This window comes from Psychrobacter sp. FDAARGOS_221 (assembly GCF_002313155.2).
Classification (GTDB): Bacteria; Pseudomonadota; Gammaproteobacteria; order Pseudomonadales; family Moraxellaceae; genus Psychrobacter.
In genome coordinates, this window is record NZ_NWFK02000001.1 from 2,775,369 (window position 1) to 2,799,472 (window position 24,104).

20 protein-coding genes and 1 tRNA gene are annotated in these 24,104 nt (G+C 43.2%); 7 read left to right on the forward strand and 14 right to left on the reverse strand.

Going from position 1 to position 24,104, the window contains the following annotated elements:
- Positions 1 to 13 precede the first annotated feature (13 nt).
- The 7 genes from A6J60_RS11600 to A6J60_RS11630 all read left to right on the forward strand — a co-directional run bounded on the left by A6J60_RS11600 (position 14) and on the right by A6J60_RS11630 (position 10,357).
- A complete protein-coding gene (locus A6J60_RS11600; protein WP_193778063.1) occupies positions 14 to 1,729 on the forward strand; it encodes a WG repeat-containing protein in 1,716 nt (571 codons plus the stop codon).
- A gap of 83 nt (positions 1,730 to 1,812) precedes the next feature.
- On the forward strand, positions 1,813 to 2,748 hold the full coding sequence (locus A6J60_RS11605; RefSeq protein ID WP_096066137.1) for a LysR substrate-binding domain-containing protein: 936 nt from the start codon (positions 1,813 to 1,815) through the stop codon (positions 2,746 to 2,748).
- 128 nt (positions 2,749 to 2,876) lie between these two features.
- Positions 2,877 to 4,151 carry an aspartate aminotransferase family protein gene (locus tag A6J60_RS11610; RefSeq protein ID WP_096066138.1) on the forward strand — a complete coding sequence of 425 codons (1,275 nt, stop codon included), beginning with the start codon at positions 2,877 to 2,879 and terminating at the stop codon, positions 4,149 to 4,151.
- A gap of 73 nt (positions 4,152 to 4,224) precedes the next feature.
- On the forward strand, positions 4,225 to 5,613 hold the full coding sequence (locus tag A6J60_RS11615) for a VOC family protein (protein WP_096066139.1): 1,389 nt from the start codon (positions 4,225 to 4,227) through the stop codon (positions 5,611 to 5,613).
- A 190-nt stretch (positions 5,614 to 5,803) separates the two neighbouring features.
- Complete coding sequence (locus A6J60_RS11620) at positions 5,804 to 7,294, forward strand: aldehyde dehydrogenase family protein (RefSeq protein WP_096066140.1); 1,491 nt, start codon at positions 5,804 to 5,806, stop codon at positions 7,292 to 7,294.
- Positions 7,295 to 7,580: 286 nt separating this feature from the next.
- Positions 7,581 to 9,041, forward strand: a complete 1,461-nt coding sequence (nhaC, locus tag A6J60_RS11625) for a Na+/H+ antiporter NhaC (RefSeq protein ID WP_096066141.1) — start codon at positions 7,581 to 7,583, stop codon at positions 9,039 to 9,041.
- Between the two features lie 29 nt (positions 9,042 to 9,070).
- Complete coding sequence (locus A6J60_RS11630) at positions 9,071 to 10,357, forward strand: NAD(P)/FAD-dependent oxidoreductase (protein WP_096066142.1); 1,287 nt, start codon at positions 9,071 to 9,073, stop codon at positions 10,355 to 10,357.
- Between the two features lie 530 nt (positions 10,358 to 10,887).
- On the opposite strand, the gene A6J60_RS11635 is transcribed toward A6J60_RS11630, so the two are convergent.
- The 14 genes from A6J60_RS11635 to A6J60_RS13745 form a co-directional block, all read right to left on the reverse strand.
- A tRNA-Val gene (locus A6J60_RS11635) sits at positions 10,888 to 10,964 on the reverse strand.
- 66 nt (positions 10,965 to 11,030) lie between these two features.
- Positions 11,031 to 11,816 carry a hypothetical protein gene (locus tag A6J60_RS11640; protein WP_096066143.1) on the reverse strand — a complete coding sequence of 262 codons (786 nt, stop codon included), beginning with the start codon at positions 11,814 to 11,816 and terminating at the stop codon, positions 11,031 to 11,033.
- A gap of 116 nt (positions 11,817 to 11,932) precedes the next feature.
- Positions 11,933 to 12,502 (reverse strand): DUF3124 domain-containing protein, encoded by a 570-nt coding sequence (locus A6J60_RS11645; protein ID WP_096066144.1) that lies wholly within the window; start codon positions 12,500 to 12,502, stop codon positions 11,933 to 11,935.
- A 24-nt stretch (positions 12,503 to 12,526) separates the two neighbouring features.
- Positions 12,527 to 13,099, reverse strand: a complete 573-nt coding sequence (locus tag A6J60_RS11650) for a potassium transporter TrkG (RefSeq protein ID WP_227526141.1) — start codon at positions 13,097 to 13,099, stop codon at positions 12,527 to 12,529.
- Positions 13,100 to 13,304: 205 nt separating this feature from the next.
- Positions 13,305 to 13,928, reverse strand: coding sequence for a hypothetical protein (locus A6J60_RS11655; RefSeq protein WP_096064224.1), 624 nt, complete (start codon positions 13,926 to 13,928; stop codon positions 13,305 to 13,307).
- Positions 13,928 to 14,236 (reverse strand): hypothetical protein, encoded by a 309-nt coding sequence (locus A6J60_RS11660; RefSeq protein ID WP_096064223.1) that lies wholly within the window; start codon positions 14,234 to 14,236, stop codon positions 13,928 to 13,930. The genes A6J60_RS11655 and A6J60_RS11660 overlap by 1 nt, the downstream gene beginning before the upstream one ends.
- A 9-nt stretch (positions 14,237 to 14,245) precedes the next feature.
- The gene (locus tag A6J60_RS11665) at positions 14,246 to 19,996 is read right to left on the reverse strand and encodes a phage tail protein (protein ID WP_096066145.1); all 5,751 of its coding nucleotides are present in this window, start codon (positions 19,994 to 19,996) and stop codon (positions 14,246 to 14,248) included.
- On the reverse strand, positions 19,996 to 20,706 hold the full coding sequence (locus A6J60_RS11670; RefSeq protein WP_096064221.1) for a tail assembly protein: 711 nt from the start codon (positions 20,704 to 20,706) through the stop codon (positions 19,996 to 19,998). Before A6J60_RS11670 ends, A6J60_RS11665 begins: the two co-directional genes overlap by 1 nt.
- Complete coding sequence (locus A6J60_RS11675) at positions 20,706 to 21,416, reverse strand: C40 family peptidase (RefSeq protein ID WP_096064220.1); 711 nt, start codon at positions 21,414 to 21,416, stop codon at positions 20,706 to 20,708. The genes A6J60_RS11670 and A6J60_RS11675 overlap by 1 nt, the downstream gene beginning before the upstream one ends.
- Entirely contained in the window at positions 21,413 to 22,114 is a 702-nt protein-coding gene (locus tag A6J60_RS11680; RefSeq protein WP_096064219.1) for a phage minor tail protein L, read from the reverse strand. The genes A6J60_RS11675 and A6J60_RS11680 overlap by 4 nt, the downstream gene beginning before the upstream one ends.
- Positions 22,111 to 22,461 carry a hypothetical protein gene (locus A6J60_RS11685; protein ID WP_096064218.1) on the reverse strand — a complete coding sequence of 117 codons (351 nt, stop codon included), beginning with the start codon at positions 22,459 to 22,461 and terminating at the stop codon, positions 22,111 to 22,113. The genes A6J60_RS11680 and A6J60_RS11685 overlap by 4 nt, the downstream gene beginning before the upstream one ends.
- Positions 22,462 to 22,500: 39 nt before the next feature.
- A complete protein-coding gene (locus tag A6J60_RS11690) occupies positions 22,501 to 22,830 on the reverse strand; it encodes a phage tail protein (protein WP_096064217.1) in 330 nt (109 codons plus the stop codon).
- 119 nt (positions 22,831 to 22,949) lie between these two features.
- Positions 22,950 to 23,798: a DNA adenine methylase gene (locus tag A6J60_RS11695; RefSeq protein ID WP_227526000.1), complete on the reverse strand. Its 849-nt coding sequence runs from the start codon at positions 23,796 to 23,798 to the stop codon at positions 22,950 to 22,952.
- Complete coding sequence (locus A6J60_RS13745; protein ID WP_096064215.1) at positions 23,734 to 23,958, reverse strand: Com family DNA-binding transcriptional regulator; 225 nt, start codon at positions 23,956 to 23,958, stop codon at positions 23,734 to 23,736. Before A6J60_RS13745 ends, A6J60_RS11695 begins: the two co-directional genes overlap by 65 nt.
- Positions 23,959 to 24,104 lie beyond the last annotated feature (146 nt).

Here is a 24,104-nt window from a genome sequence, read left to right on the forward strand (position 1 = left end):
CAAGGACCCCTTTATGAAACCTGTCTATCTTGCCCTAAGTTTATCTATCGCCGCTTTAATGGGATGTAGTAACAATGATGGCAATACAAATCCTGTATCTGCAAGCGACGGCGATAAGCCACAACAGGCCAGTGCGGATGATTCAAAGCAATATGAGCCTTGCGTCATACCAGAAGTAGAGGGTTATCAGCAAGTGGGCTGTCTGCGCGATGGACTGGCAGGTGTGATTGGCTTTAATGAAGCCGATCCATACACCATGAGTAATCGAGTGGGTTATATCGATGAAAATGGCAAAGTGATTATTCCTTTTGAATATGATGCGATTATGACTGGTGAGGGCGGGGAAGCCCTGACCTTTAATGACTTTTCTGAAGGGTTGGTCGCTGTTGTCAAAAATGATAAATACGGCTTTATTGATAGCAAAGGTGAAGTGGTTGTGCCGTTGCAATACGAATGGGCCAGCAATTTTTCAGATGGGCTGGCTGTGGTACGTGATAACGAGCTGTACGGTGCGATTGATAAAACCGGCAAAGTGGTTATCCCTATTGAGTATGCATCGCTCGGTGATTTTAATGATGGCTTTGCGGCGGCGGCACGTCCTGCCCAAGATATGAACTATCAATATGGTCTGATTGACAAAGACAATAAAGAAGTCATTCCTTTTATGTATGAGCAAATGGGTCGCTTTAGTGAAGGCTTAGTGGCGGTACAAAAAGAAGGCAAGTGGGGCTATGTCGATCCGTCGAATAAACCGGTTATTGCAATCGATTTGGATTATGAGGAAGTCAATGACTTCTCAAGTGGCTTAGCGGCTGTGTTTAGCTATAAAGAAAATAGCGACAACATGAAGTATGGTTATATTGATAAGACCGGTGAATTGGTCATTCCGATGAACTTCACCCGTATATTTTGGCAAGATTCTGAAGGCAAGATTGACTTTAAAAATGGATACGCCATTGTCAATGGTGATGATGACGAAGAGTTTTGTATTGATACCAAAGGTGAAAAAGCGGAGTGCCCAGAAGGTATTGATAGTACGCATTGGTATTCTGGCAATGATGAGTATGCTGCAGCAGATGTGATGGCTGAGGAACAAGTTGGTGCTGATACTGGAGCGGTAGATATCCATACTCAGCCGGTATTAGACACATTGAATAAAATGCGCAATGTTGATTGGACTTGGGATAACTTTGCTGCTTTACCGGATACAAAAGGGTTGGAGCAAGACTACGAAAATCCAAACAATTATAAAATGGTTCAAACAGTGGTTGAAGGTGACCCAGAGACCACGGTGACCTTCTATGGTAGTCAGCAGCGTCCCGAAGCGGCAGTCATTGAGACTCGACGTTGGGGTGGCGAAGATGCCTATGCAAGATTAGATACCTTATCAGGCAATGTGATATTAAGTAGTAACTGTAACTTTAAACAAGTATCGGTTAGCGAAAAACATCAAGATCCAGATGGTAATGAGTATGAAGAAGGTGGTTATTTAGAATTTCAACAGACCTATCTATTACCTAAAGGTATGCAGGTCATAGGCGCCGCTCACAAAGATCTATACATGGCCAGCTTGCAGGCCAGCTCCTATGTTGTCACTGGATCTTATCAAGAGCAGGGTTATACTAAATCTATTATTACGCCTAATAAAAATAAGCTCGGGCAGTATATGAATCACTATGGCTGGAATACTGATAAAAATGGTAATAATATCAGTTGTCGGGTGGATTAATAGCAGCGCTGCTGTAACTTGCCCATTTAAACCAGGACTTAGCTTCAACTCGGAAGAAGCGCTTATAAAGACGTATTAATGGAATGAAACAACCTGTGGATTCTCTTAGATTTAGAAAGTACCCCTCAACAACTGCGCTGCAATGCTTTGAAGCGGCAGCGCGGTTGCTTAGCTTTACTGGGGCTGCCCAAGAGCTGTATATGACTCAAAGTGCGGTGAGTAAGCAAGTCGCTCAGCTCGAGGATATGCTCAATATTTCCTTGTTTTATAGAACTTCTCAGCGTATCTCTTTAACGCCGGCAGGTAAGCGTTATTATCTAGAAGTGTTTAATATTTTAAGCTCTATTGAAAGCGCTACTGTCTCATTGATGTCACATGTGGATAACGGAGAGACGTTAAAGTTATCCGCACATCCTACCTTTTGTGCGCGCTGGCTGATTCCTGCGTTAGCCGGATTTAATGACGAATATCCTTCGATTAATTTAGATATCAGAGAACAAGAAGGGCCGTTTTTTAATGAGGACCATGATATAGATGTCGCTTTTTTATATGGCGATGGGGTCTGGACTGGCATGGAGTCGGTCAAGTTGTTAGAAGAATATTGCATCGCTGTCTGCAGTCCTGATTATTATGATAAGCACATCAAGGCAGTAGATACTGAGGATAACCACAAGCTGGCAGGTTGTACCTTGTTACACCTGAATTCACGACTGAGTGCTTGGTACGATTACTTTAAGCAGCAACAGCTTCATGTGGAAGGCACCTTTGTGGGGCCAAGATTTGATACCTTCCATTCCTGCATTTCAGCAGCCTTGTTAGGCTATGGTGTGGCGCTGGTACCACGGATTCTGGTAACCCCAGAGATTAACAGCGGGGCATTGATACAAGCCGATGATTATTATGCCAAAACCAAAAGTGCTTATTACATTACTTATCCGCTGACTTTGGGCAATAGTCAAAAAGTTCGGGCAGTCATTAAGTGGGTATTTGAGTATATGGACCGAATTAATAGAAATTAAAACCAGTTCTATCAATGATTTAAATGCTGCCATAAAAAAAGGAATAGTTGCTCAACTTTTATTCGTTTGCCTGTTATTCGTGCTTTTGGTGAAATGAACGTATCAATCATGGAAGATATGAGACGTTTATGACCAACTTATACAATGTGACCGATGCCTTTGCTATGGTGCATCCGCTCACCCTCATCAAAGGAAAAAACGCAGTCGTTTGGGATAAGGACGATAAGCGCTACATTGATTTTGTTGGCGGTATTGGTGTTTTAAACTTTGGCCATTGTCATCCTAAAATTGTTGATGCCATTCATCAGCAAGCCAGCAACCTTATTCACTATGCTTACAATGCCGCCGGTCATCAGCCGTATCAAACGCTGATGCCACGGCTTTGTGAGCTCATTCCTATAAATAGTCCTCTATCAGGCATGTTCACCAACTGCGGTGCAGAAGCCACAGAGAATGCCCTAAAAATCACTCGTATCAAAACCGGACGCGTTGGGGTTATTGCCTTTGACGGCGGTTTTCATGGGCGCACTTTGGCCGCGGTGAACCTTAATGGCAAAGTCGCTCCTTACAAAACGGGTCTCGGTCCTCTAGCCGGTAGCGTATATCACATTCCTTTTCCAAGCCCAGATAATGGCATCAGCGATCAGCAAGCCATTGAGGCATTAGATCGTATTGGTACGGTCGAAACCGATATAAATAATATCGGAGCCATCATCATGGAGCCGGTGCAGGGCGAGGGCGGTTTTCAGATGATGTCCAAAGGCTTTGCGCAATACTTACGAGCCTTCTGCGATAAGCATGGCATTTTGCTGATTATGGATGAAATTCAATCCGGCTTTGGTCGCACTGGCACACCGTTTGCCTTTACTCATTTAGAGATTGAGCCTGATCTTATTTTACTGGGAAAGAGTATTGCTGGCGGTCTACCTTTGGGTGCGGTTATTGGTAAAGATTCGGTTATGAATGGACTGCCTAAAGGCAGTTTGGGCGGGACTTATTCGGGCAGCCCTGTGGCCTGTGCGGCAGCCAATGCCACGTTAGATATTATGGAGGAAGGGTCAGTTTGGGAATCTGCCAAAGCGTATGAGCAAACGTTAGTCAGCAACTTTGAGAGTTGGAAAGCTGAAGGCGTGTCTAACTGGCTACACAAACTAACCGGCATTGGTGCAATGCGTGGGATTGAACTGCGTCATCCAAAACACGGCACCTCACCTGAGATTATGACCAAAATATTATCAGAAGCTCGTGATAAGGGCCTACTGCTGATGCCAAGTGGTAAATATCGCCACATTATCCGTTTATTGCCGCCTTTGACCATTGAGCCTGAACTATTACAACAAGGACTGGATATCTTAAAACAAGTGCTCAGCGCTCTACCTGATGAGTTGGCAGAAGTTTCATAAGGCGCCAATCAAGATATAAAATCAAATAAAAAATTCAAACAACACACTAAGTTAAACCATTAAGGTGACCATTATGACAGTAGTAGACTTTATGAAAACCGATGAGATTCGACATCAGTTCTCCCAAGCCATGTCGACGATGTACCAAAAGGAAGTGCCTTTATATACCGAGCTAATAGAGCTGGTCAATGAGGTTAATGAGTCGGTGATGCAGCAGCAACCTGAGATTAAGCAGCAGCTGATCAATACCGGTGAATTAGACAGATTGGGGGCAGAAAGACATGGCGCAATTCGCTTAGGTACGGCTGAAGAGCTTGAAACCATGCGCCGTTTGTTTGCAGTGATGGGCATGTTTCCAGTCGGCTACTATGATTTAACACCAGCAGGCGTGCCGGTGCATTCTACAGCGTTTCGTGCGGTGAGTACCGAAGCCTTAAATATCAGTCCGTTTCGAGTGTTTACTTCTCTTCTGAGATTAGAGCTGATTGAAGATGAATCGCTACGTAGTAAAGCTAAGCAAGCACTAGAGAATAGAAATATCTTTACTGATAGAGCGATAGAGCTGATTGAAACGTTTGAAAAGCAGGGCGGTCTAACCTCAGAGCAGGGTGAAGAGTTTGTGCGTGAGGCGCTAGAGACGTTCCGCTGGCATGAAACCTCGCCAATTAGTAAGTCGCTATATGATCAGCTATTAAGCCAGCACGGCTTGATTGCCGATATTGTTGGCTTTAAAGGTCCGCATATTAACCATCTAACGCCCAGAACCTTAGATATTGATTCGGTTCAAAAAGGCATGAGTCAGCGTAATATTCCGCCCAAAGATATTATCGAAGGTCCGCCACGCCGTAATTGCCCGATTCTACTGCGTCAAACCAGCTTTAAGGCGTTAGAAGAGGCGGTTAATTTTACAGGAGAGGCAGGAGAAACTGTCGCTGGGACTCATACTGCCCGCTTTGGTGAGATTGAGCAGCGCGGTGTTGCACTAACTCCAAAAGGCCGTGCTTTATATGACCAGCTACTAAATGCGGCGCGTGCCAAGCTTGGTGCGACACCAAACGCCAGTAATGCAGATCAATATTATCAGCTACTTTCGCAAGAGTTTGAGGCCTTTCCAGATGACTATCAAAGCTTGCATGAGCAGGACTTGGCGTATTTTTATTATCAATTAAATGAAGACGCAGACACAGATTCTGTATCAACGCAGCAGGCTAACGAGCTTGTTAATCAAGGCGTGTTACGTATAGAGCCGATTGTTTATGAAGACTTCTTACCGGTGAGTGCAGCGGGCATCTTCCAATCGAATTTAAAAGAAGATAAGCAAAGCAGTTACCAAGGCAATTCAAACCAAGCTGACTTTGAAAAAGCTTTGGGTAGACCTGTTTATGATGAGCTTGAGCTGTATCGTAAACTTCAAGAGCAAAGTTTGGAGCGTTGTTTAGACACGCTACAACGTGTTAGCTAGGCGTTTTACTCAGACTCATAAGTTATTAGTTAAGCTATTTATAGGGTCTGATTTAGTTATTCTTAAGTGTTTTAAATGCCATTCCAAAAGGGAATGGCAGCAAGAAAATTTTTATTTTGCAACCCAGCGGTGAGTTGGGTAGATTGATAGTGTGCAAAGGAATTCAATTATAATTAACGAAGGAGCAGTTATGATTAAGCAATACATGTCAGCTATGGGCGTTGAAGAGAGCCTATATCAAAATGGTAACTTTGAAGTAAAGACCCCAATTGATGGGTCAGTTATCGGTAAAGTTACCCTTCATCAAGTCTCTGATGTAGAGACTCAAGTTTCAAATGCCAAAAAAGCGTTCAAAGAATGGCGCACTGTGCCTGCTCCAAAACGAGGCGAATTAATTCGTCTATTGGGTGAAGTGCTGCGTGAGCATAAAGAAGATTTGGGCGCATTGGTTTCTTATGAAGCCGGTAAAATCAAAGAAGAGGGCCTAGGTGAAGTTCAAGAGATGATTGATATCTGTGACTTCGCAGTGGGTCTGTCGCGTCAGCTATATGGTCTAACCATCGCCTCAGAGCGCCCAGGTCACCACATGCGTGAGACTTGGCATCCGCTAGGAGTTATTGGTGTGATTTCAGCATTTAACTTCCCAGTTGCGGTTTGGTCATGGAATACAGCGCTGGCTATCGTCTGTGGTAACCCAGTCATCTGGAAACCTTCAGAGAAAACACCGCTAACTGCGCTGGCTTGCCAAGCCTTATTTGAAAAAGCACTGGCTAAATTTGAGGGTGCACCAGAGCATCTATCACAAGTACTTTTAGGTGAAGCAGAGGTAGGTAATGCGTTGGTTGAGAACAAAGGTGTGGCCTTAATTAGCGCAACTGGTAGTACCCGAATGGGTCAAATCGTGGGTCCAAAAGTGGCCAATCGTTTTGGTAAGTCGTTACTAGAGCTGGGCGGTAACAACGCCATGATTCTAACGCCAAGTGCCGACTTAGAGCTTGCTCTACGGGGTATTTTATTCTCAGCTGTGGGTACCGCAGGTCAGCGCTGTACGACACTGCGCCGCCTGATTGTGCATGAGTCAGTAAAAGATGAAATCCTACCACGCGTCAAAGCCGCTTATGAAAATGTCAGCATCGGTCATCCGCTTGAAGGCAACCTAGTAGGTCCTCTAATTGACCAAGACAGCTTCGATAACATGCAAAAATCGCTTGATAATGCCAAGAAATCTGGCGGTAAAGTCACGGGCGGTAAGCGTGTGTTAGATAGTGAATATCCGGAAGCGTATTACGTGAAGCCTGCCATTGTCGAAATGGATGAGCAAAACGATGTAGTCCGCAACGAGACGTTCGCACCTATCTTATACGTGATGACTTACAAAGACTTTGATGAAGCACTAGAGATGCAAAACGATGTGCCACAAGGCCTATCTTCTTGTATCTTCACCAATGACATCCGTGAAGCAGAGCAGTTCTTAAGCGACTGTGGTAGTGACTGTGGTATTGCCAACGTTAACATTGGTACCAGTGGTGCTGAAATTGGTGGTGCCTTCGGTGGTGAAAAAGAAACCGGCGGTGGTCGTGAATCAGGCTCAGATGCTTGGAAAAACTACATGCGTCGTCAGACCAACACCATCAACTACTCAACTGAGCTGCCGTTAGCTCAAGGTATTAACTTTAACTAGAGTTTTTAAGTTAGTCTTCAGTTCTGATGCGCTTCTAAGCGGCTTATTTTCTAAAACCTTTTCCAAAACCTTTTATAAAAGGGTTTGGAAGTAGGTCTGCTTAGAAGGCATCCCAAGTTCGTTCATTTGTTAGATAAGTGTTTTGTGGGCAATAAGGTTTATTGCCCCTCATTAAGTGACTGTCAATTATTAACTATAATTAAATCTGTATATTAATAAGAATTTATAGTTTATTGGTGGTTTAAGCCAAGGATATGGCAAATATTACTATGGATAGGTAAATATTATGATGACAGAAAAACCTAAAAATCCATCAAAAGATGGATATCCAGCGTCGTCGAGCTTTATGTTAGATATCGCTCCACTGGTTCTCACCTCTATTATTCTAATGGTTCAGTTTTTTGTTTTTAAAGACTTTACGCCACACATTCCTTTAGCCTGCGGCATCTTGATCACAGCATTATTTATGAAAATGCGTGGCCGTGGATGGGGTGGTATGGAAGAGAGGTTTTTAAAAGTAATTAAAATTGGTCTACCTGCCATGATTATCCTGATGGGCGTTGGTATGTTAATCGGCGCCTGGATTATCGCAGGAACAGTGCCAACCATTCTTTATTATGGCTTTGGTATTTTTAGCCCGTCTTCATTCTTAGTATCGGTGTGTGTCATTTGTGCCATTATTTCTGTGGCCACAGGTACCTCATGGGGAACGGTTGGTACCGTTGGTCTGGCTATGATGGGTATTGGTCTGGGACTGGGTATTCCTGCTCACTTTGTTGGTGGTGCCATCGTTTCGGGTGCCTTCTTTGGGGACAAAATGTCGCCTTTATCGGATACCACCAACTTAACGCCTGCTGCTGCCGGTGTTGATTTGTGGGAGCACATCAGAGGTCTATTGCCAACCACTGTACCGGCCATGCTTACCGCGCTTGCCCTCTATGCTTGGATTGGTGCCGGTTATAGCGCCGATTCTGCAGATTTATCCTCTATTAAAGCCATTCAAGACAGCTTAGCAAGTAACTATAACTTAAGCATTATTACGCTATTGCCTGCGGTTGTGGTCGTTGCTGCAGCGGTGATGAAAATGCCAGCCATTCCAACCGTATTAAGTGGGGTAGTGGTTGCTGCGGTGATTGCTGTGGTGATGCAAGGCGTTGGCATCCATGATGTGTTTAACGTTCTACAAAATGGTTTCAAAAGTGAAACTGGGTTTGACGTTGTTGACCAGTTATTAAGTAAAGGCGGGGTCATGTCGATGACTTGGGTTATCACCTTAACTATCTTTGCTTTGGCTTTCATTGGATCACTAGAACATTACGGCACGCTTAAGGCGATTATGGCCAAGTTAGATAAGATTATTAAGACCCGTTTTGGTCTGGTTCTATCAAGCTACGGCAGTGTGCTAGGGGTCGGTACTATCATTGGTGACGTGTATACCACCTGTGTGTTGCCTGGTCGTTTGCTACAAGGCAAATATAAAGAAATGGGCTATAAGCGTACCACGCTCACACGCTCTATTGAAGACTGCGGTACCTTACTATCACCCCTTATCCCATGGAATATGGGCGGTAGCTTTGTCGCAGCGACATTGGGCATTGCAACCTTAACTTATGCACCTTTTGCCTTTGCTTGTTGGTTATCTCCTCTATTTGGTCTGCTGTGGTTAACACTGGATAAGTTTATTCCTCGTGAAACGCCAAGCACGGAAGCCGAAATCAATGAAGAGTCATCAGTGGTCGTAAGCTAGAACGCTAGTATGGACTGGGAGTTATCGAGATGTTACAACAACAATGTGTATGGAATGTTATAGCGCCAGAATGTGACCGGTTTGAGTCGTTACAACAAGATCTTAAAGCTCAAGTCTGTGTTATTGGCGGCGGTTACACTGGCTTGTCAGCGGCCATTCATCTGGCAGAGCAAGGCTATAATGTGGTTGTTTTAGAGTCCAATAATATAGGCAGTGGCGGCTCAGGACGTAGTGTTGGCTTCGTAAACGCTGGTACTTGGTCACGCCCAAGCGACTTGAATGACATCTTAGGTGAGGAGGTCGGTACCCGTTTGACCAAAGAGCTTGGACTGGCACCAAGCTATGTATTTGAGATGATTGATAAATACAATATTGACGCTCAAGACACACGCACCGGTAATATTCACATGGCACACAACGCCACTGGTGAGGAGGATGTGGATATTCGTTATCAGCAGCTAACCGATCTGGGTGTTAATGTTGAGCTATTAACCGGCAGTAAGTGTCATGAATATTGCGGTACCACTCGGATTAACAAAGCGCTTTTAGATCATCGTGCGGGAACCATTAATCCACTGGCTTATGTCAATGGATTGGCAAAAGCCGCTAAATCATTGGGAGTGAAGATATATGAAGGCACTCAGGTAACTTCTATTGAGAAATCTGAGGGCAAGTGGTTTGTTAAGACCAGTGATCATAGTGTCGAGTCTGAAAAAATCATCATCGCAACCAATGCTTATACCCAAGGTGAATGGACACAGATAACCAAGACCTTCTACTTGGTAGAGTATTATCAGATAGCGTCTGAGCCGCTAACTGGGCTGGCTGCCGCTAAAATATTACCTTATAAAACAGGGGCTTGGGATACGCGTACTGCTTTATCGAGTATTCGCCGCGATAAAGACAATCGATTGCTACTAGGGACGGTTGGCGGTAAAAAGATGAAGCCCAACTCCTTTTATCAGTCTTGGGCCAACGTCATTCAAAAGCATTATTATCCAGATTTGCCTAAGTTTGAATGGCAATATGAATGGGTAGGGCAGTTTGGGTTTACTCAAGATCATGTGTTTAGAGTATTTGAGATAGATGACAGTATCTTAGCCGCCTGCGCATATAATGGTAGGGGTATCACCACGGGAACAATGATGGGTAAGTGTTTTGCCGATTATATTGTTAGTGGCGATCGCAATAGCATACCGCTGCCTTTTAAGAATATAGAAGAGGAGGTTGTACCATATCAAAGCATGCGCTCTAGTCTGACAGAGGTTGGTATTTCTTTGTATCATCTCGGGCAGTGTATGCGAATTGTGCGGTAGAAATTGATTACGTGATTTTTTAAAAGGTGTACGTGATTTTTTAAAGGGTGACAGGGGTCTGGATATAAAACGATTGAGCAAATCTTGAATCGTTATTTGATTATGCTAACTCAATAAAAGATAATAAATGCTATTAAGAGGGTTTATTCAAATTTAAATAGTTATCCAAATTTCTAAAGTAATCATAGTAAGTGTTTATATTTGGGATTATTATTAAAGTATCAGACCGCATAGCTTGAATGATAATTTAACATCTTTAGCTAAAGGGAAACTTTACTTCAACAAAACCTATTATGAATTGTCTAAAAAAACTTGACCACTACAGTTTAAGGTGGGTGTTAAATAGTGAACGTAACTCTAGGGATAAAAAAAGGGTAGGCGCAGCTTGGGCATATTCTGGGCACAGCTATTTTTTACAGTGTTAAATCCATAAGATGGAAGCAGTCATTATGATTATCTTTAAACACCTTTAACTCCTATAAATCAAGCACAAAAAAAGCCCCAATCATTAAGATTGGGGCTTTCAAATTTGGTAGGCACAACTAGATTCGAACTAGCGACCCCCACCATGTCAAGGTGGTGCTCTAACCAACTGAGCTATGTGCCTGTATAGGTCGCATATTCTAGCATGTTTTTTAGGCTTTGCAAGTCTTTTTTATACCGTTGCTAGCAATTAAGACACTTTTTTTAAACCATTATAGAAGTTTATAAACATGTTTTTAGGTAAGTACACTTCTACCGGTCGATGTTCAGAGTACAAGTTCAAAGAGCCACCATTGGCGTAATAAAATAAGAACGCCATGCTAATCTCCATGTCATAAGCCCGCTCATAACGACAGTCACCCTTTGCATTACAATAGTCGGCGGAACCTTCTTTGGCTGGGGTTAATTTAAAAATACGGCCGTCCCCATCGATAACCTGTGTAAAGTCGCGAGTCGGGTGTAATTTTTTGACTGAGTTACTGACACTGGTATCTGTATCAAATTCGCCAGTACCGGTGGAGGAAACAAAACGGATACTGCTACGTACCACTTCTTTGGTCTTGGGGTCAACCAATGCCAGTAGGGCATAGCGAACACCGCCTCCGATGTGTTTGGCATAGGCATAGTCGGTTTTGATCAAGTCATAGCCATTTATGCGTTTGATGGTTGGCATGTGTACCGCGTAATCGCCTGTATCTGACTGATAGCGGTTGGTCGGTAATAGTGCATTTGTTTGTGACTTCGAGTAGCCTAAGTTTTCGATGCGATTGATTTCACCGATAAACATCTCTGGGGTTTTTTGAGTCTGTTCGTTGATAACGGTGTTAGTGCTTGTTGCTGCAGTGCCTGTTTGGGCAAGCGCAGGGAGGTCTATGCTTGAGCAGGCACTCATCGATAGCGGAAGGATAACTGCCAATACCAACATCCATTTTGTTGACGGCTTATGTCTGTCTAATGTTTTAATTATCTGAGGCATAACATCACTCCTTAATGTATTGCACTTATTTTGCTTATTTTATTCTACTTAAAGTTATTAGCTTAATGTTGTTCGTTTAATTTATGAACTGACGATGACGTTAAGTATTGTCACTATCAGTTAGCGTTAAAATACTTATCTTTGCTTGAGTCATCGATAACAAGGCTGTCGCTTTTAAAGGAGAAGCTTTTGTTATTGAAAGTACCTATCATGATGGTTTCAATCAAAGGTTTCACGCGGGCAGTACCGCTTTCAATAGCGACCACAAAGTTGGCACCATCGCCGCCAGTATCATCAAGCTTTTCAACGATATAATTTAATGTACCCATTGGCGGCAGCTCGATTGACTTGCTCAAATAAGGGCGTACATAGTCACCCTTGGTATTATAGTAGTCAATTTTGGTGACATAAATGCTATGGTCCAGGCTGGTATTACGGATACTAAGTGTGGCCGATAGCATTACTTTCGGGCTGTCTTCATCGACATAAATATTTGAATAGACCGGCACATAAAACAGCTTTTGAAACGGCATCTCTTGGTCAGGTATCACATCGACCTCAAGCTCCTTTATCGGATCTTTGTGCTCTTCATTGTATAAAATATTCGGGTCATGCTCTGGCGCGTTACAGGCGGTGACACTGGCTGCAACTAACAACAAGTATAGTTTTTGGCTTAACGTTTTCATAGGCTTTCCTCATAACTGCTCAGCTTATCCAACCAATACAGAGGCTTCTGGATAATGGACTCGAGACTGTTTCGGTGTTGCGATTAGATAGGCTAGGGTAAGTGGACCCACTCGGCCAGCGAACATCATAAACATAATCACTACTTCACCAGTATCGCTTAATTGGGTGGTGAGACCACGGGTTAATCCGACGGTGCTTAATGCAGAGACCACTTCAAACAACACGTCTTCTAAGGCATGCTCAGTCTCAACAACCGATAGCAAAAACACACTAAAGAAAATCAACATCATAGTGATACTGACAATCGCCAGAGACTTACGTACCAAGCGATCGGGAATACGTCTTTCAAAAATAACCACATGATCACGTTGGCGCAAAAAGGCCCAAGTGGTCAGAAGTAGCACGATAAACGTACCAATTTTGATACCACTGGCAGTAGATAGCGATCCGCCGCCGATGAACATCAAAAACATGGTCAAAATGGTGCTGGCATCGGTCAACTGATCAATAGGTATGGTGTTAAACCCTGCCGTACGCGGTGTAATGGCCTGAAACCAAGCAGCAATCAGCTGATCATCAACGCTTAAATTAGCCAAAGTAGCTGTAGCCGGTCGCTAAAAATGAGAATCGCAACCAGTCAAAATGAGAACAAAAAACCCAGTTAAAACGCCTTTTAAACGTTCCCATTTTAACTGGTTTTTATTGCTTTGTATTGTATATACTAACCTTGTTAAAGCATCTTTGAGGCTATTATAAATAGCATTTAAAGATGCTTTAATCGTCAGTCCAAGCTGTACTTATTTAAAAGTGGCTTGTGTCGATAACCAAAAAGTCGATTGCGGAGCTGGATTCAAAGTTTTCGAATGGGGGTGCGGTGGTTACTGCTTTTGTATACCAGCACAACTCTCCTTGTTCTATAGTCCATACCGTAGTAATAAAGTACGCGAGATTAGCAACACCTCCAAGTTGGATGATGAATGGTATTTTATTAGGGACAATTGCTAAGTTAGTAGTACCGTAATTACGTCTGCCGTGTCTTTGAGCATCAATCCCAGCATCAGCTTTGATATGATCAATAACATTCAGACTTGGGTAGCGACTACTAAATGTAATTACACCATCGCTGTCATATACTTCTAGCCCATACTCATTTTGTCGTGCCTGAGGCAACATATAATCAAATATATGCACTTTAGCACCTGTACTACCAGCTATCTGAATCAATCCGTCTGGTTTATTGGGATTGAAGAACAGGTGAGTAACACCGCTATCGTCATCTGCAACGGGTTGCAGTGCGTATATTTTACTTGGATCGATATAAGTAGCACTTGCTTGCTGTTGTATAATAGTTGATGTCAGTGACAGATCATAAGCTTGGTTTGCAGTCACTTGTAGTGATCCATCAGAGTTATACACCTCGAACATTAGTACACTCCAATAATTACTTTAGTTTTTGAAAAGTCTCTATATCGATAGTTAAGAGCTGTAAACGTAACCGTGCACTTAGTACTTTCGAACTGCACATTAACACTGACACCCACACTGCTTAGTACCATTAATGGCTTTATCATATAAAACGGCGTTTGCTCAGCGAGCAAGGGGTGTGTAAAACTAACAGTCCTTGTTATCTCTGACTGATTTATGCCTTGCACCTCTTTTAAAATTTTGAAAGTGGTAAATGACGTATCTAATACTTTTTTACCTTTCTCATCCCATACTTGTAACCCTTGCATCATTGCTCCTTAATTTAACTTGCCCAATCTGACACGTAACCGCCCAGCGCTGTCATAGACTTCGATTTTTTCATGCGTGATTTTCAGTCCAGTCTTAGCTGTGCTACTTTGGATAGTCGTGTTGCCGTACTTATCAACAATAAAACGGTTGTTGATATTTAACTCACCGCCTTGTATTTTTGGTGCTGATAGTGTTTGATTGGCTTTGATGTGCTTACCCAAGATTGTGCCGTCTGCGATCAAATCGCCATTAAAGACCGCTTGGTTATTAAGCACAGTAAACATTGGCTTGACGACGCCATCACCCGCATCTCTGACAACGCCAAACTTATCAGCCATAACAATGACTTCGCTTTCTGCTGTTTGCTCATTTGCCATTGCCCCAACAGCAATGCCTGCGAGAGCTCGTTTACCGCCAGCAATGGCTTGTGTTTTGATGGTGTGAGTAGATTGGGCTTTGTCTTTGGTTACTGACGTTTGCTGTAAAGACGTGATCTTGCCTTCAGCGTTATCAATACGAGACAGCGCCTGACTATTAACAACAGTTTGAGCTTGGTCTTTAGATGCTTGAGTCTGCTTAAACTCATCAAGACTTGCTTTTGTACTGTTAATTTCTTCAGCAATGTCTTCTGGCGCTGGCGTCCAGTCTGTTGCTTTGTTGCCTTTTTCTAGCTTAATAGCACCGACACTGGCGTTGCTAACAAAAGCGGTACCAAAATTATGGTTATATACTTGCAGGTTTACAGCTGCACGAGACTCCAATGTGAATGTATGAGATAGCTTGACAGTATCCCCATCTACATAATCACTAGGCGCTCTAAAATAACCTATAGTATTTTTCCCATAAATTCTATACACCCTAAACTGACCCTCTGAGCCATTGTTAGCAAAACTAGCCAACAATGAGAACGTATAAGTACCTGGCTCAAGCCAAAATGCTTTTAGCAAGTCCTCTGACGTTTTATTAGAAAATGTGAGTGTTTGAAACTCACCATCTATATTTGGTGTATATTTATATCTTTCAGAAATCAGTAAGTTACGCCCACCAATCTCAATAGCGTCTGCATGAGCTTTAGCTGCTGACTCAGCTGCATCTGCCTTGGCTTTAGCGTCCGCCTTAGCAACAGCTAGTTTAGCATTGGCATCGTCAATAGCCCTTTGCTCTTCAGCACTTACGAGACCGTCAGCGTATGCTTTATCACTAACGCTCTTAGCATTAATTTGAGCGTTAGCGTATTCTTGAGCAGCAGACTTGGCCTCATCTGCCTTAGCTTTGGCATCTGCTTTGGCAGCATTGATTGCTTGCTGTTTAGCTGTATTCGCTGCACTTTGCCATTCACTCTGCAGCCCAGTACGTGCAAGGCTCACTACCTCAGACTTAGAGGCTTTGGTGCTTTGCAGATTGCTGATACTACTTTCGGCACTATTGATACGAGACAGTGCTTGGCTATTAACCACAGTCTGAGCTTGGTCTTTAGTCGCTTGAGTCTGCTTAAACTCATCAAGACTTGCTTTTGTACTGTTAATTTCTTCAGCAATGTCTTCTGGCGCTGGCGTCCAGTCTGTTGCTTTGTTGCCTTTTTCTAGCTTAATAGCACCGACACTGGCGTTGCTAACAAAAGCGGTACCAAAATTATGGTTATATACTTGCAGGTTTACAGCTGCACGAGACTCCAATGTGAATGTATGAGATAGCTTGACAGTATCCCCATCTACATAATCACTAGGCGCTCTAAAATAACCTATAGTATTTTTCCCATAAATTCTATACACCCTAAACTGACCCTCTGAGCCATTGTTAGCAAAACTAGCCAACAATGAGAACGTATAAGTACCTGGCTCAAGCCAAAATGCTTTTAGCAAGTCCTCTGACGTTTTATTAGAAAATGTGAGTGTTTGAAACTCACCATCTATATTTGGTGTATATTTATATCTTTCAGAAATCAGTAAGTTACGCCCACCAATCTCAATAGCGTCTGCATGAGCTTTAGCTGCTGACTCAGCTGCATCTGCCTTGGCTTTAGCGTCCGCCTTAGCAACAGCTAGTTTAGCATTGGCATCGTCAATAGCCCTTTGCTCTTCAGCACTTACGAGACCGTCAGCGTATGCTTTATCACTAACGCTCTTAGCATTAATTTGAGCGTTAGCGTATTCTTGAGCAGCAGACTTGGCCTCATCTGCCTTAGCTTTGGCATCTGCTTTGGCAGCATTGATTGCTTGCTGTTTAGCTGTATTCGCTGCACTTTGCCATTCACTCTGCAGCCCAGTACGTGCAAGGCTCACTACCTCAGACTTAGAGGCTTTGGTGCTTTGCAGATTGCTGATACTACTTTCGGCACTATTGATACGAGACAGTGCTTGGCTATTAACCACAGTCTGAGCTTGGTCTTTAGTCGCTTGAGTCTGTTTAAACTCATCAAGACTGGCTTTTGTGTTGTTGATTTCTTCAGCGACGTCTTCGGGTGCTGGTGTCCAGTCTGTAGCCTTGTTGCCTTTTTCTAGTTTTACTTTCTGAACAAACACATCTCCTAGACTGTCTATAATTAAGTTGGTATTGCCTTTACTGCTAATGACAAACGAATATGGTAAATACTCACTATCAGATTTTAGTGTTACATAACCAGTCCTTGAACCTCCTCCATATCTACATAATATAGAGCCATTGCCCCTGCACCAAACAGTAGCTATCAATGGAGTGCTAGCAATTACTCCTGTTTGGTAAATATCAGCACCTTTAGTTAACCGCATGGTGCCATCTTTTTCTAATGAAGAACCTGTCGATTGCTTGTACCAAAAATTTAAACCTTGATTAAACTCACTATTTCTTAATAAATTCCGACCACCTATCTCAATAGCGTCAATATCATCACGCCACTCGCTTTGTAGTCCGCTGCGTGCAAGGCTTGCTACTTCGGTCTTGCTGGCCTTTGTAGATTGCAGAGTGTTGATACTGCTTTCAGCAGAGCCAACTCTGCTTACCAACGTTTGACGAGCCTCAGCCTCAGCATTGTCACCCGCAATACGTGCTGTCCGTTCTACTTCCAAACCAGATGTTAAATTGCCTTGTTTAGCCGTCAATGTTGTTAACTGCTTAGCTTGAGCATCATTGACAGTCTCAACCGCACTAATTTGCGTGCCAAGCTGTTGAGCTTTAGCAGTCAAAGCGTCTGTTTGCTTTTTGTCTTGTGCTGCCAGTGCTTTCTGCCGTGCTGTGACTTCAGCTTGTATTGCATCAGCTCGCTTGGTCGCTTCTGCTTGCAATGCTTGAGCACGTTTAGTGGCTTCAGCGGCTACTTTATTATCAGCGTTAACATTGGCACTGTTAATAGCTTGGGTTTTAGCCGTATTAATATCAGTCTGTAAGCTATTAATTAATGCTTGCGATAACTCAGTTCGGGTGATTTTGCCGTTAATGCTTGCGACAATTTGCGATGTGTCACTACTGCACTGACCACTCACAGTTACCCAGTCGCCCATATTGCCCTGGTCATCGATTAAGCGTAACCAAAAGTAATGTGTTTCCGATAACTTAACGCCATTTTGAATAAATGTATCGGTGGGGTAAGACAAAGTAGCAACTTTGGTTGCAGTCGCTCTGTTATTGCTTAAGCTACGATATATCTCAATCTTGGCTTTATTAATAACCCTCGTTGGGTTGGTCCAATCCAGCTTAATCGCAAACAGCTCAGATGTTGCTTTTAGCCCTTTGATGTCATAGTCGATAGACCATGTCTTGATAACTGGCTCAGTCAGTTGCCCGTTTGCTGATTTACCACGGATTTCGGCTTTATACTCACCATTCGGTAAGCCTTTAAGTTTAATCTCGGCACTGTCTTGGCTGTAGCTGCGGTATAGCTCTCCGTCTTTATAGATTTTGATCAGATACTCAGTGGTGTTAGTGCCTTCCCACGCAATTAGTAATTCATCGCCATCTTTAGAGACACGGCCATAGCTAACTTGAGGCGTGTGTTTGGTCGCTGTATCATCTTGTTCAAAAGTTACACCTTTATCAACGATGGCTTCTTTGTTTTCATCGTGTTGTACGGCACTGATTGTGTAAGTGTCGCCATCTTCTTTAATGCTTAAAGCCCTAAATAAACGGGGTTTAACGTCTGTTTTAGCAGCACTAAATACACCTAATTGCTCGATGCCATTTGGGGTATCTGTAAGCGTGATTTTGGTATCATTTACTGATTGCACAGACACAGTTTTGCTATGGCCGTTAGCATAGTAGCGGATACTGCTGATATCAGTCATTGCACGGTCAACAGTGATTGTATTGCCAGTGACTGACAGCACACGCCCAGCGATCATATCGCCAGCGTAGTCATTGTCAGCGATTTCAATGATGTCAAACGGCAAATGGCGGATACCTTCACGACCGATCTTAAAATTAACCATTTGTTGCTCACGAATTGAGGTTTCAATGAGCCATTTACCGACACGGGCTGCTTGCCCACGGCTAGTACAACCAAAGGCGGTGACTTGTTTAACATTGAGTCCATAACGCTTGATTGCATCATCGTTTGCGACGTATTCGGTCTTTGTTGCGTAGTTGTCGGCTTTGTCGTTGTATTTGACATGCACAGCAGTAAATATGGTCTTTTGAGCTGCACCAGAGTATGCAAATGCACCGTCCACCACGTTAGCATTAGTGTAAGTGGCAACTGGGTCTTTTTTGGCGTCTTGCAGTGCCGTCACCATTTGACCATCCCACACAGCAATGCCACGGAACACGCTTGCTAAGTCATCAAGCAGTGCTTTGGCGTCTCGCGGCTCGCTTAGATACGCATTACAGGTAAAGCGGGGTTCTTCACCGCCAAAGCCGTCTGGTACAATCTGATCACAGTATTTAGCGATTTGATACAGTGACCATTTATCACAGCCAAAGTCGCCAAGACGGTCGCCCAAGCCGTAGCGTTTATCAGTCACTAAGTCATAAAACACCCACGCTGGATTATCACTCCAAGCGGTCTTAAATTCACCCGTCCAAATACCATCATACGTGCGTTTGATTGGGTCGTAATTGTCAGGTACTTTAATCTGTGTCCATTTGTTTAAATAAGTACGTTTTGGGATTTTGCCGCCAAATTGTGCAGAATCAATCTCAAGACCGACTACTACAGAATTTGGATAGCTAAATTTAGCATCGATTGACTCAACATAGCTTACCCAATGCGTAGCGTTGCTTGTACTGTCGCTAGTGCTGTCTGGTGTGTTGCGATGTACGCTGATATTAAATGGTGTATCGGGCAAATCAGTTAAAACAACATCTTGATGATATGCAGACGTAGTTTTACCTGTTATGGTAACTGGATAGCTTTTATTACCGCATCTGACGGTTAGTGATACAGAGCTACCGACACGGTCGCCATTGTTCTTCATCTCAACTAACGACCCCAGCGCCAATGTTACCCTGACGCTATCAACAAGCGGATCTGTGATGGTACGGGTAATTGGCTTATCTGCTTTTACTTCAGCACCGACGGATACGATTTTATCCGTGCTATCAAAGCCTGCTAGATAATCCTGATTATGGGTACCAGGTAGTGCAGACACACGGATACCCGTGAAGTTATAACTACCATCTTGGTTTTGGATTGGCGTATTGTCCAGATAGATGTTTTTAAAAGTCACATCTTGACCTGCCACGCCTTCACATAACAAATCTATGATTTTCAGCTTCTGTGCTGATTCTAGTGTGTTTGGTTGCTCGATGGGCGTATGTCCGCCGCCGCCACCTTTTCCGCCGCCACCCATTAATCTACCCTCACTATATAGTTAACTGCTCTCACAGAGTCATCATCTGCATCTAAGTTATAGTTATCAAACGCTGTTGGCACATGATAATCACGAGTTTGCACTAGCTGTGCCGCATCTTTTGCAACAACATCACCGCTCACTTTATAGCTCTCAATCGATTGTGAGATGACTTTACTGCCAATCATTATTTCGCCATATGCGACTGGCACACATGAGCCTTGAGCAGTATTATTACCTAGGCTACTAAACGATGATGAGCGTGATTTATTGGTATTACTCGTATCGCCAAAGCTGGGCTGCTTTGTCAGCATCTGGGCGACACCGCCCAATACCATGCCAATACCAGCAGTTAATAGCCCTGTCGATAAGGCACCCCATGCTGCAATCGATGCACCACCTGTGAAAAAGGCCGCACCAATCATTGCCGTGCCTAAGATAATCTGACCAAACTTACCGGCCCCCGCAATTTCTGGTACAACATGGATCACATCGTTATCCGTTAAATCACGGCTAAAGTCAGTGCCTATCGTATTATCTGTCACATCTTTGCGAGCAACACGCACAAAATAACCGCCCTCGCTAATACGCCTTTGCAGCCCGTCTATTTGAGTAAATAAAGCACGCATGGCTTCACCCGCTGTTTTAACCTTTAAGTCAAAGCGGGTGCCAAAATCAGTCAAGTCGCCATATAGTCTTACGATTGCCATTATCTTGTTGCCTCTAAATCATTGAGTATTGCCGTCATCATGTCTGGTTGCCAGTCTTTATGACGCCATACGCTGTGCATCTGCTTGTGCCAGACGTCACAAAACCCCTCACGCCGTGATAGTCCGCCGTATGGGTGGTGTAGTACTTGCTCATTACCCAGATAGATGCTTGCGTGGTTTGCGTTGCCACGGATTGACGTTAAGATGACATCACCAGCTTGCATCTCAGCCAATTCAACTTGGTAAAATCCAGTACGTGGAAAGTTAACAATAAAAGCGTTATCCGCTATTTCTTGGGCTTCGCCTTTGCGTTTATAAGCCATTAGCTCAATACCGCACAGAATATAAGCATCTTCAACAAGCGAGTAACAATCATGTTTGCCATATTCAAAGATGCGACCACGTAACAGAGGGGAGTAACGATATTTGATTAACTCCCAGTTATCAGAGCCATTAACAGCAATCCACCAATCACAGCGCATCTTATGCTGGGCTTTACGGTCTGCATCGCTCAAATAACGCTGACCTTGCGGGTGCGAATGCACGACTACATCAGCAGGCTGCCACTCATCGTGACTAATCCTAAAGGTCTCTATGGGTTTGTCTGCGACGTTGTCACATGGGATATAAACAGCGTCAACAATAAGACCACAGCACTCATTGGGCAGGGCTTGCTTTGCATGGTCAATTATTTGCTGCTCTAACGTCATAACTTATCGACTCCAACAAAGCCACCAAACGGCAGTACCGCTTTACGGCCAAACCTTGCACGGCAACCTTGTAGACACTTACTGCATTTGTCTTTATCAGGGTCATTGGTAGGCTGATCAAACTCATCAGCGACAGGATGACCCGTATAACCACAGCCATCGCCACGATACGTCCAGCCACACGTATTGGCGACAATGATACGGCGTGGCAACATAGCGCCGTCAGTTTCGCTAGGTACTGCCAACTCAAAGGTGGCTGATTGATTATTTAACGCTGAATAACGCTCAATGACATAGCGAGACACTAATTGTTGATTAGGATCAGCGTTTGGGTTGCCGTTGGCAAAATTAGCTGCGTCTAAATGCTGGGCATAGACTTGACGTCTTGTAACCACTGCACCAACACCACCTTGGTAATCTTCAACGACAGCAGTTACCAAGCCATATAGATTAGACAGCGTGACATTAGGGCGATTGCTTGCACCCGTATTTTTAAGCTCAAATCCGTCAGCAGTGATGGGATATGGCAGATAAGTGACGCCTTGCCAGACGATCGGCTGACCAAGCTCATTGGTCTGATTGCAAAAGTGATAGACGTCGCCACCAAACTTGGTAAAGTCGATATCAAACAGCTCAAGCAGTACGTCTTGCTCAAGCTGAGTGATTGCTTTATTTTGCTCTGGTGTTAACTCTCTCATGCTTCTGTGTCTACTTGCTCAGCATCAGACTCAAAGCCAAGTTCAATGCTTAAAACATCATCTACAAAGGTCAGCACAAATGCATTGACGTTTTTATTTTGATAAGAAAAAGTCTTAATTTGTTGATCAGCCCATGCAGTAATTTCAGCTTGTAGTTTCGAGAAACGACCAGGACGCACATTATTTTCACTGGTCGTAACTAAAAAATCTTTGTATTCGTTATCAAAATCAATACTGACTTGAGCTGTATCTTCTTTATCCCAAGCTTCTTTCGCATAATGAAAGCTCATCAAGACTGATAGTTCGTCAAGAGTGACCGTTTTAGTTGTGTTTGTAGATTCGCTCATAGTTTGCTCCGTTTGGATTGGTTGGGGGTGTGATTGTTATTACGCTAGTACTTGTTGCATCGTCCAATTCAGCGTCCATTTACTGCCACCCTGTGGGCTGCGTGATATATCTTTGGCTATGTATTTACGCAAAGGCTCATCACTTGTGACACGCCATAAAAACGGCGTTACTGTGTGTGCATCAAGGAAGGCTTTGATCTCATCAATAGTGGCTTTATTGCCAACTTTGCTTGCTTGCCAATGCTCTAAACGTGGTGCAAGACCTTTGGGCTGACGCTGGGCATAGCCGTCACCAAATTGCACAATCACAACATCGTTGTCAGTGCTGCCTGCCGCTTGTATGCCAATGTCATAAGTAAATGTTTTCATATACTTAGATTAGCAGGGCGTGAGTTATGCGGTTATTAATGTGGTTTACTGATTTTTAGGCATTAAAAAAGCCCTTGATAGTTATATCAAGGGCTAGAATCAATGACCTGAGTCATTCATCAAAACTTATAAATCATATTATCAACATAGCGGGCTTTATTATTAATATTCGATGTTTGACTAATTACATCATAGTTGCCCAGCTTATCCCATGCCTTTGCATCAAACTCTTTTATATAGTCTAAATAACTTAACAATTCGCTGCGTGTGCTACTGAACATAATATATGGAGGGCTAGTTAAGTTCATAAGTTTTAAAAATTGCACCATGCCAAAGTATTCGTCAAGTGCATATGCCCCTTGTTTAGTGCTGACATAAGGTGGGTCTAATATAAACAGTGTCTTATCGCTATCTTGATGCTTTGGCATTAGTGATTCAAATGATTCGCAAGTTATCTCAATACCATCAAAATAGCCATCAGCACCTTGATATTGAGTGCGTCTAATAGTGTTATACATCGTATGTTGCCACAACTCATCCAGCGTGCTGACTTGCTTACCGCTAAACAACAACCAAGTGCTCAATGTCTGCAAATCTACAAACCCATTAAAGCTAGTAACTACAGCTTTGATCCTTGCTTTTACTTCTACAGATAGCTTTTTGCCTCGTTGTGAGTCTTTAAGCACCTCTGTTAAAAGTATAAGCAGCCTATTAGTATCTGCTATATTCCTCAATCTACTGCTGTAATCATCAAAGTCGTTATAGATAACATGAGCTTTGGGCAATAGATGCTTAGCATTATTTGCTAATAAACCACTACCGCCAAAGACATCAATAATCGTCCAGCCTTCACCGCCATCACTAATGTGTTCAGTAATGACTTGACGAAAGGCTTTTAAAAAATTACGTTTTTGACCGACAAACGGAGTTGGTGCTTTGTTGTATAGCTTGGGTATTTGATTGTCCACGAGTCTTAACCTGAATAGTATGAGACTCATGGTCTTCTTGTAAGGCGTTCCTGACGCTCAGTTTATTTAAGAGTTTACAACGAGGGCATTTGATTTCTAACTGTTGATATCTTGCTTTGGCTAAAAGCTTATTACATGATTTGCATCTAATTGATTGCATAATTACACCACCATTGATTTTAACAAAAAATATAGGTAGGCTATGCGTTCTCCGTACGGGGAGGCAAGCCTTGCCAATGGTGGTGTTTTCACCTGCGGGGCTAGTAGATACTGTCAATATCTGCTGGCCGCTTGTTCTACATTCTT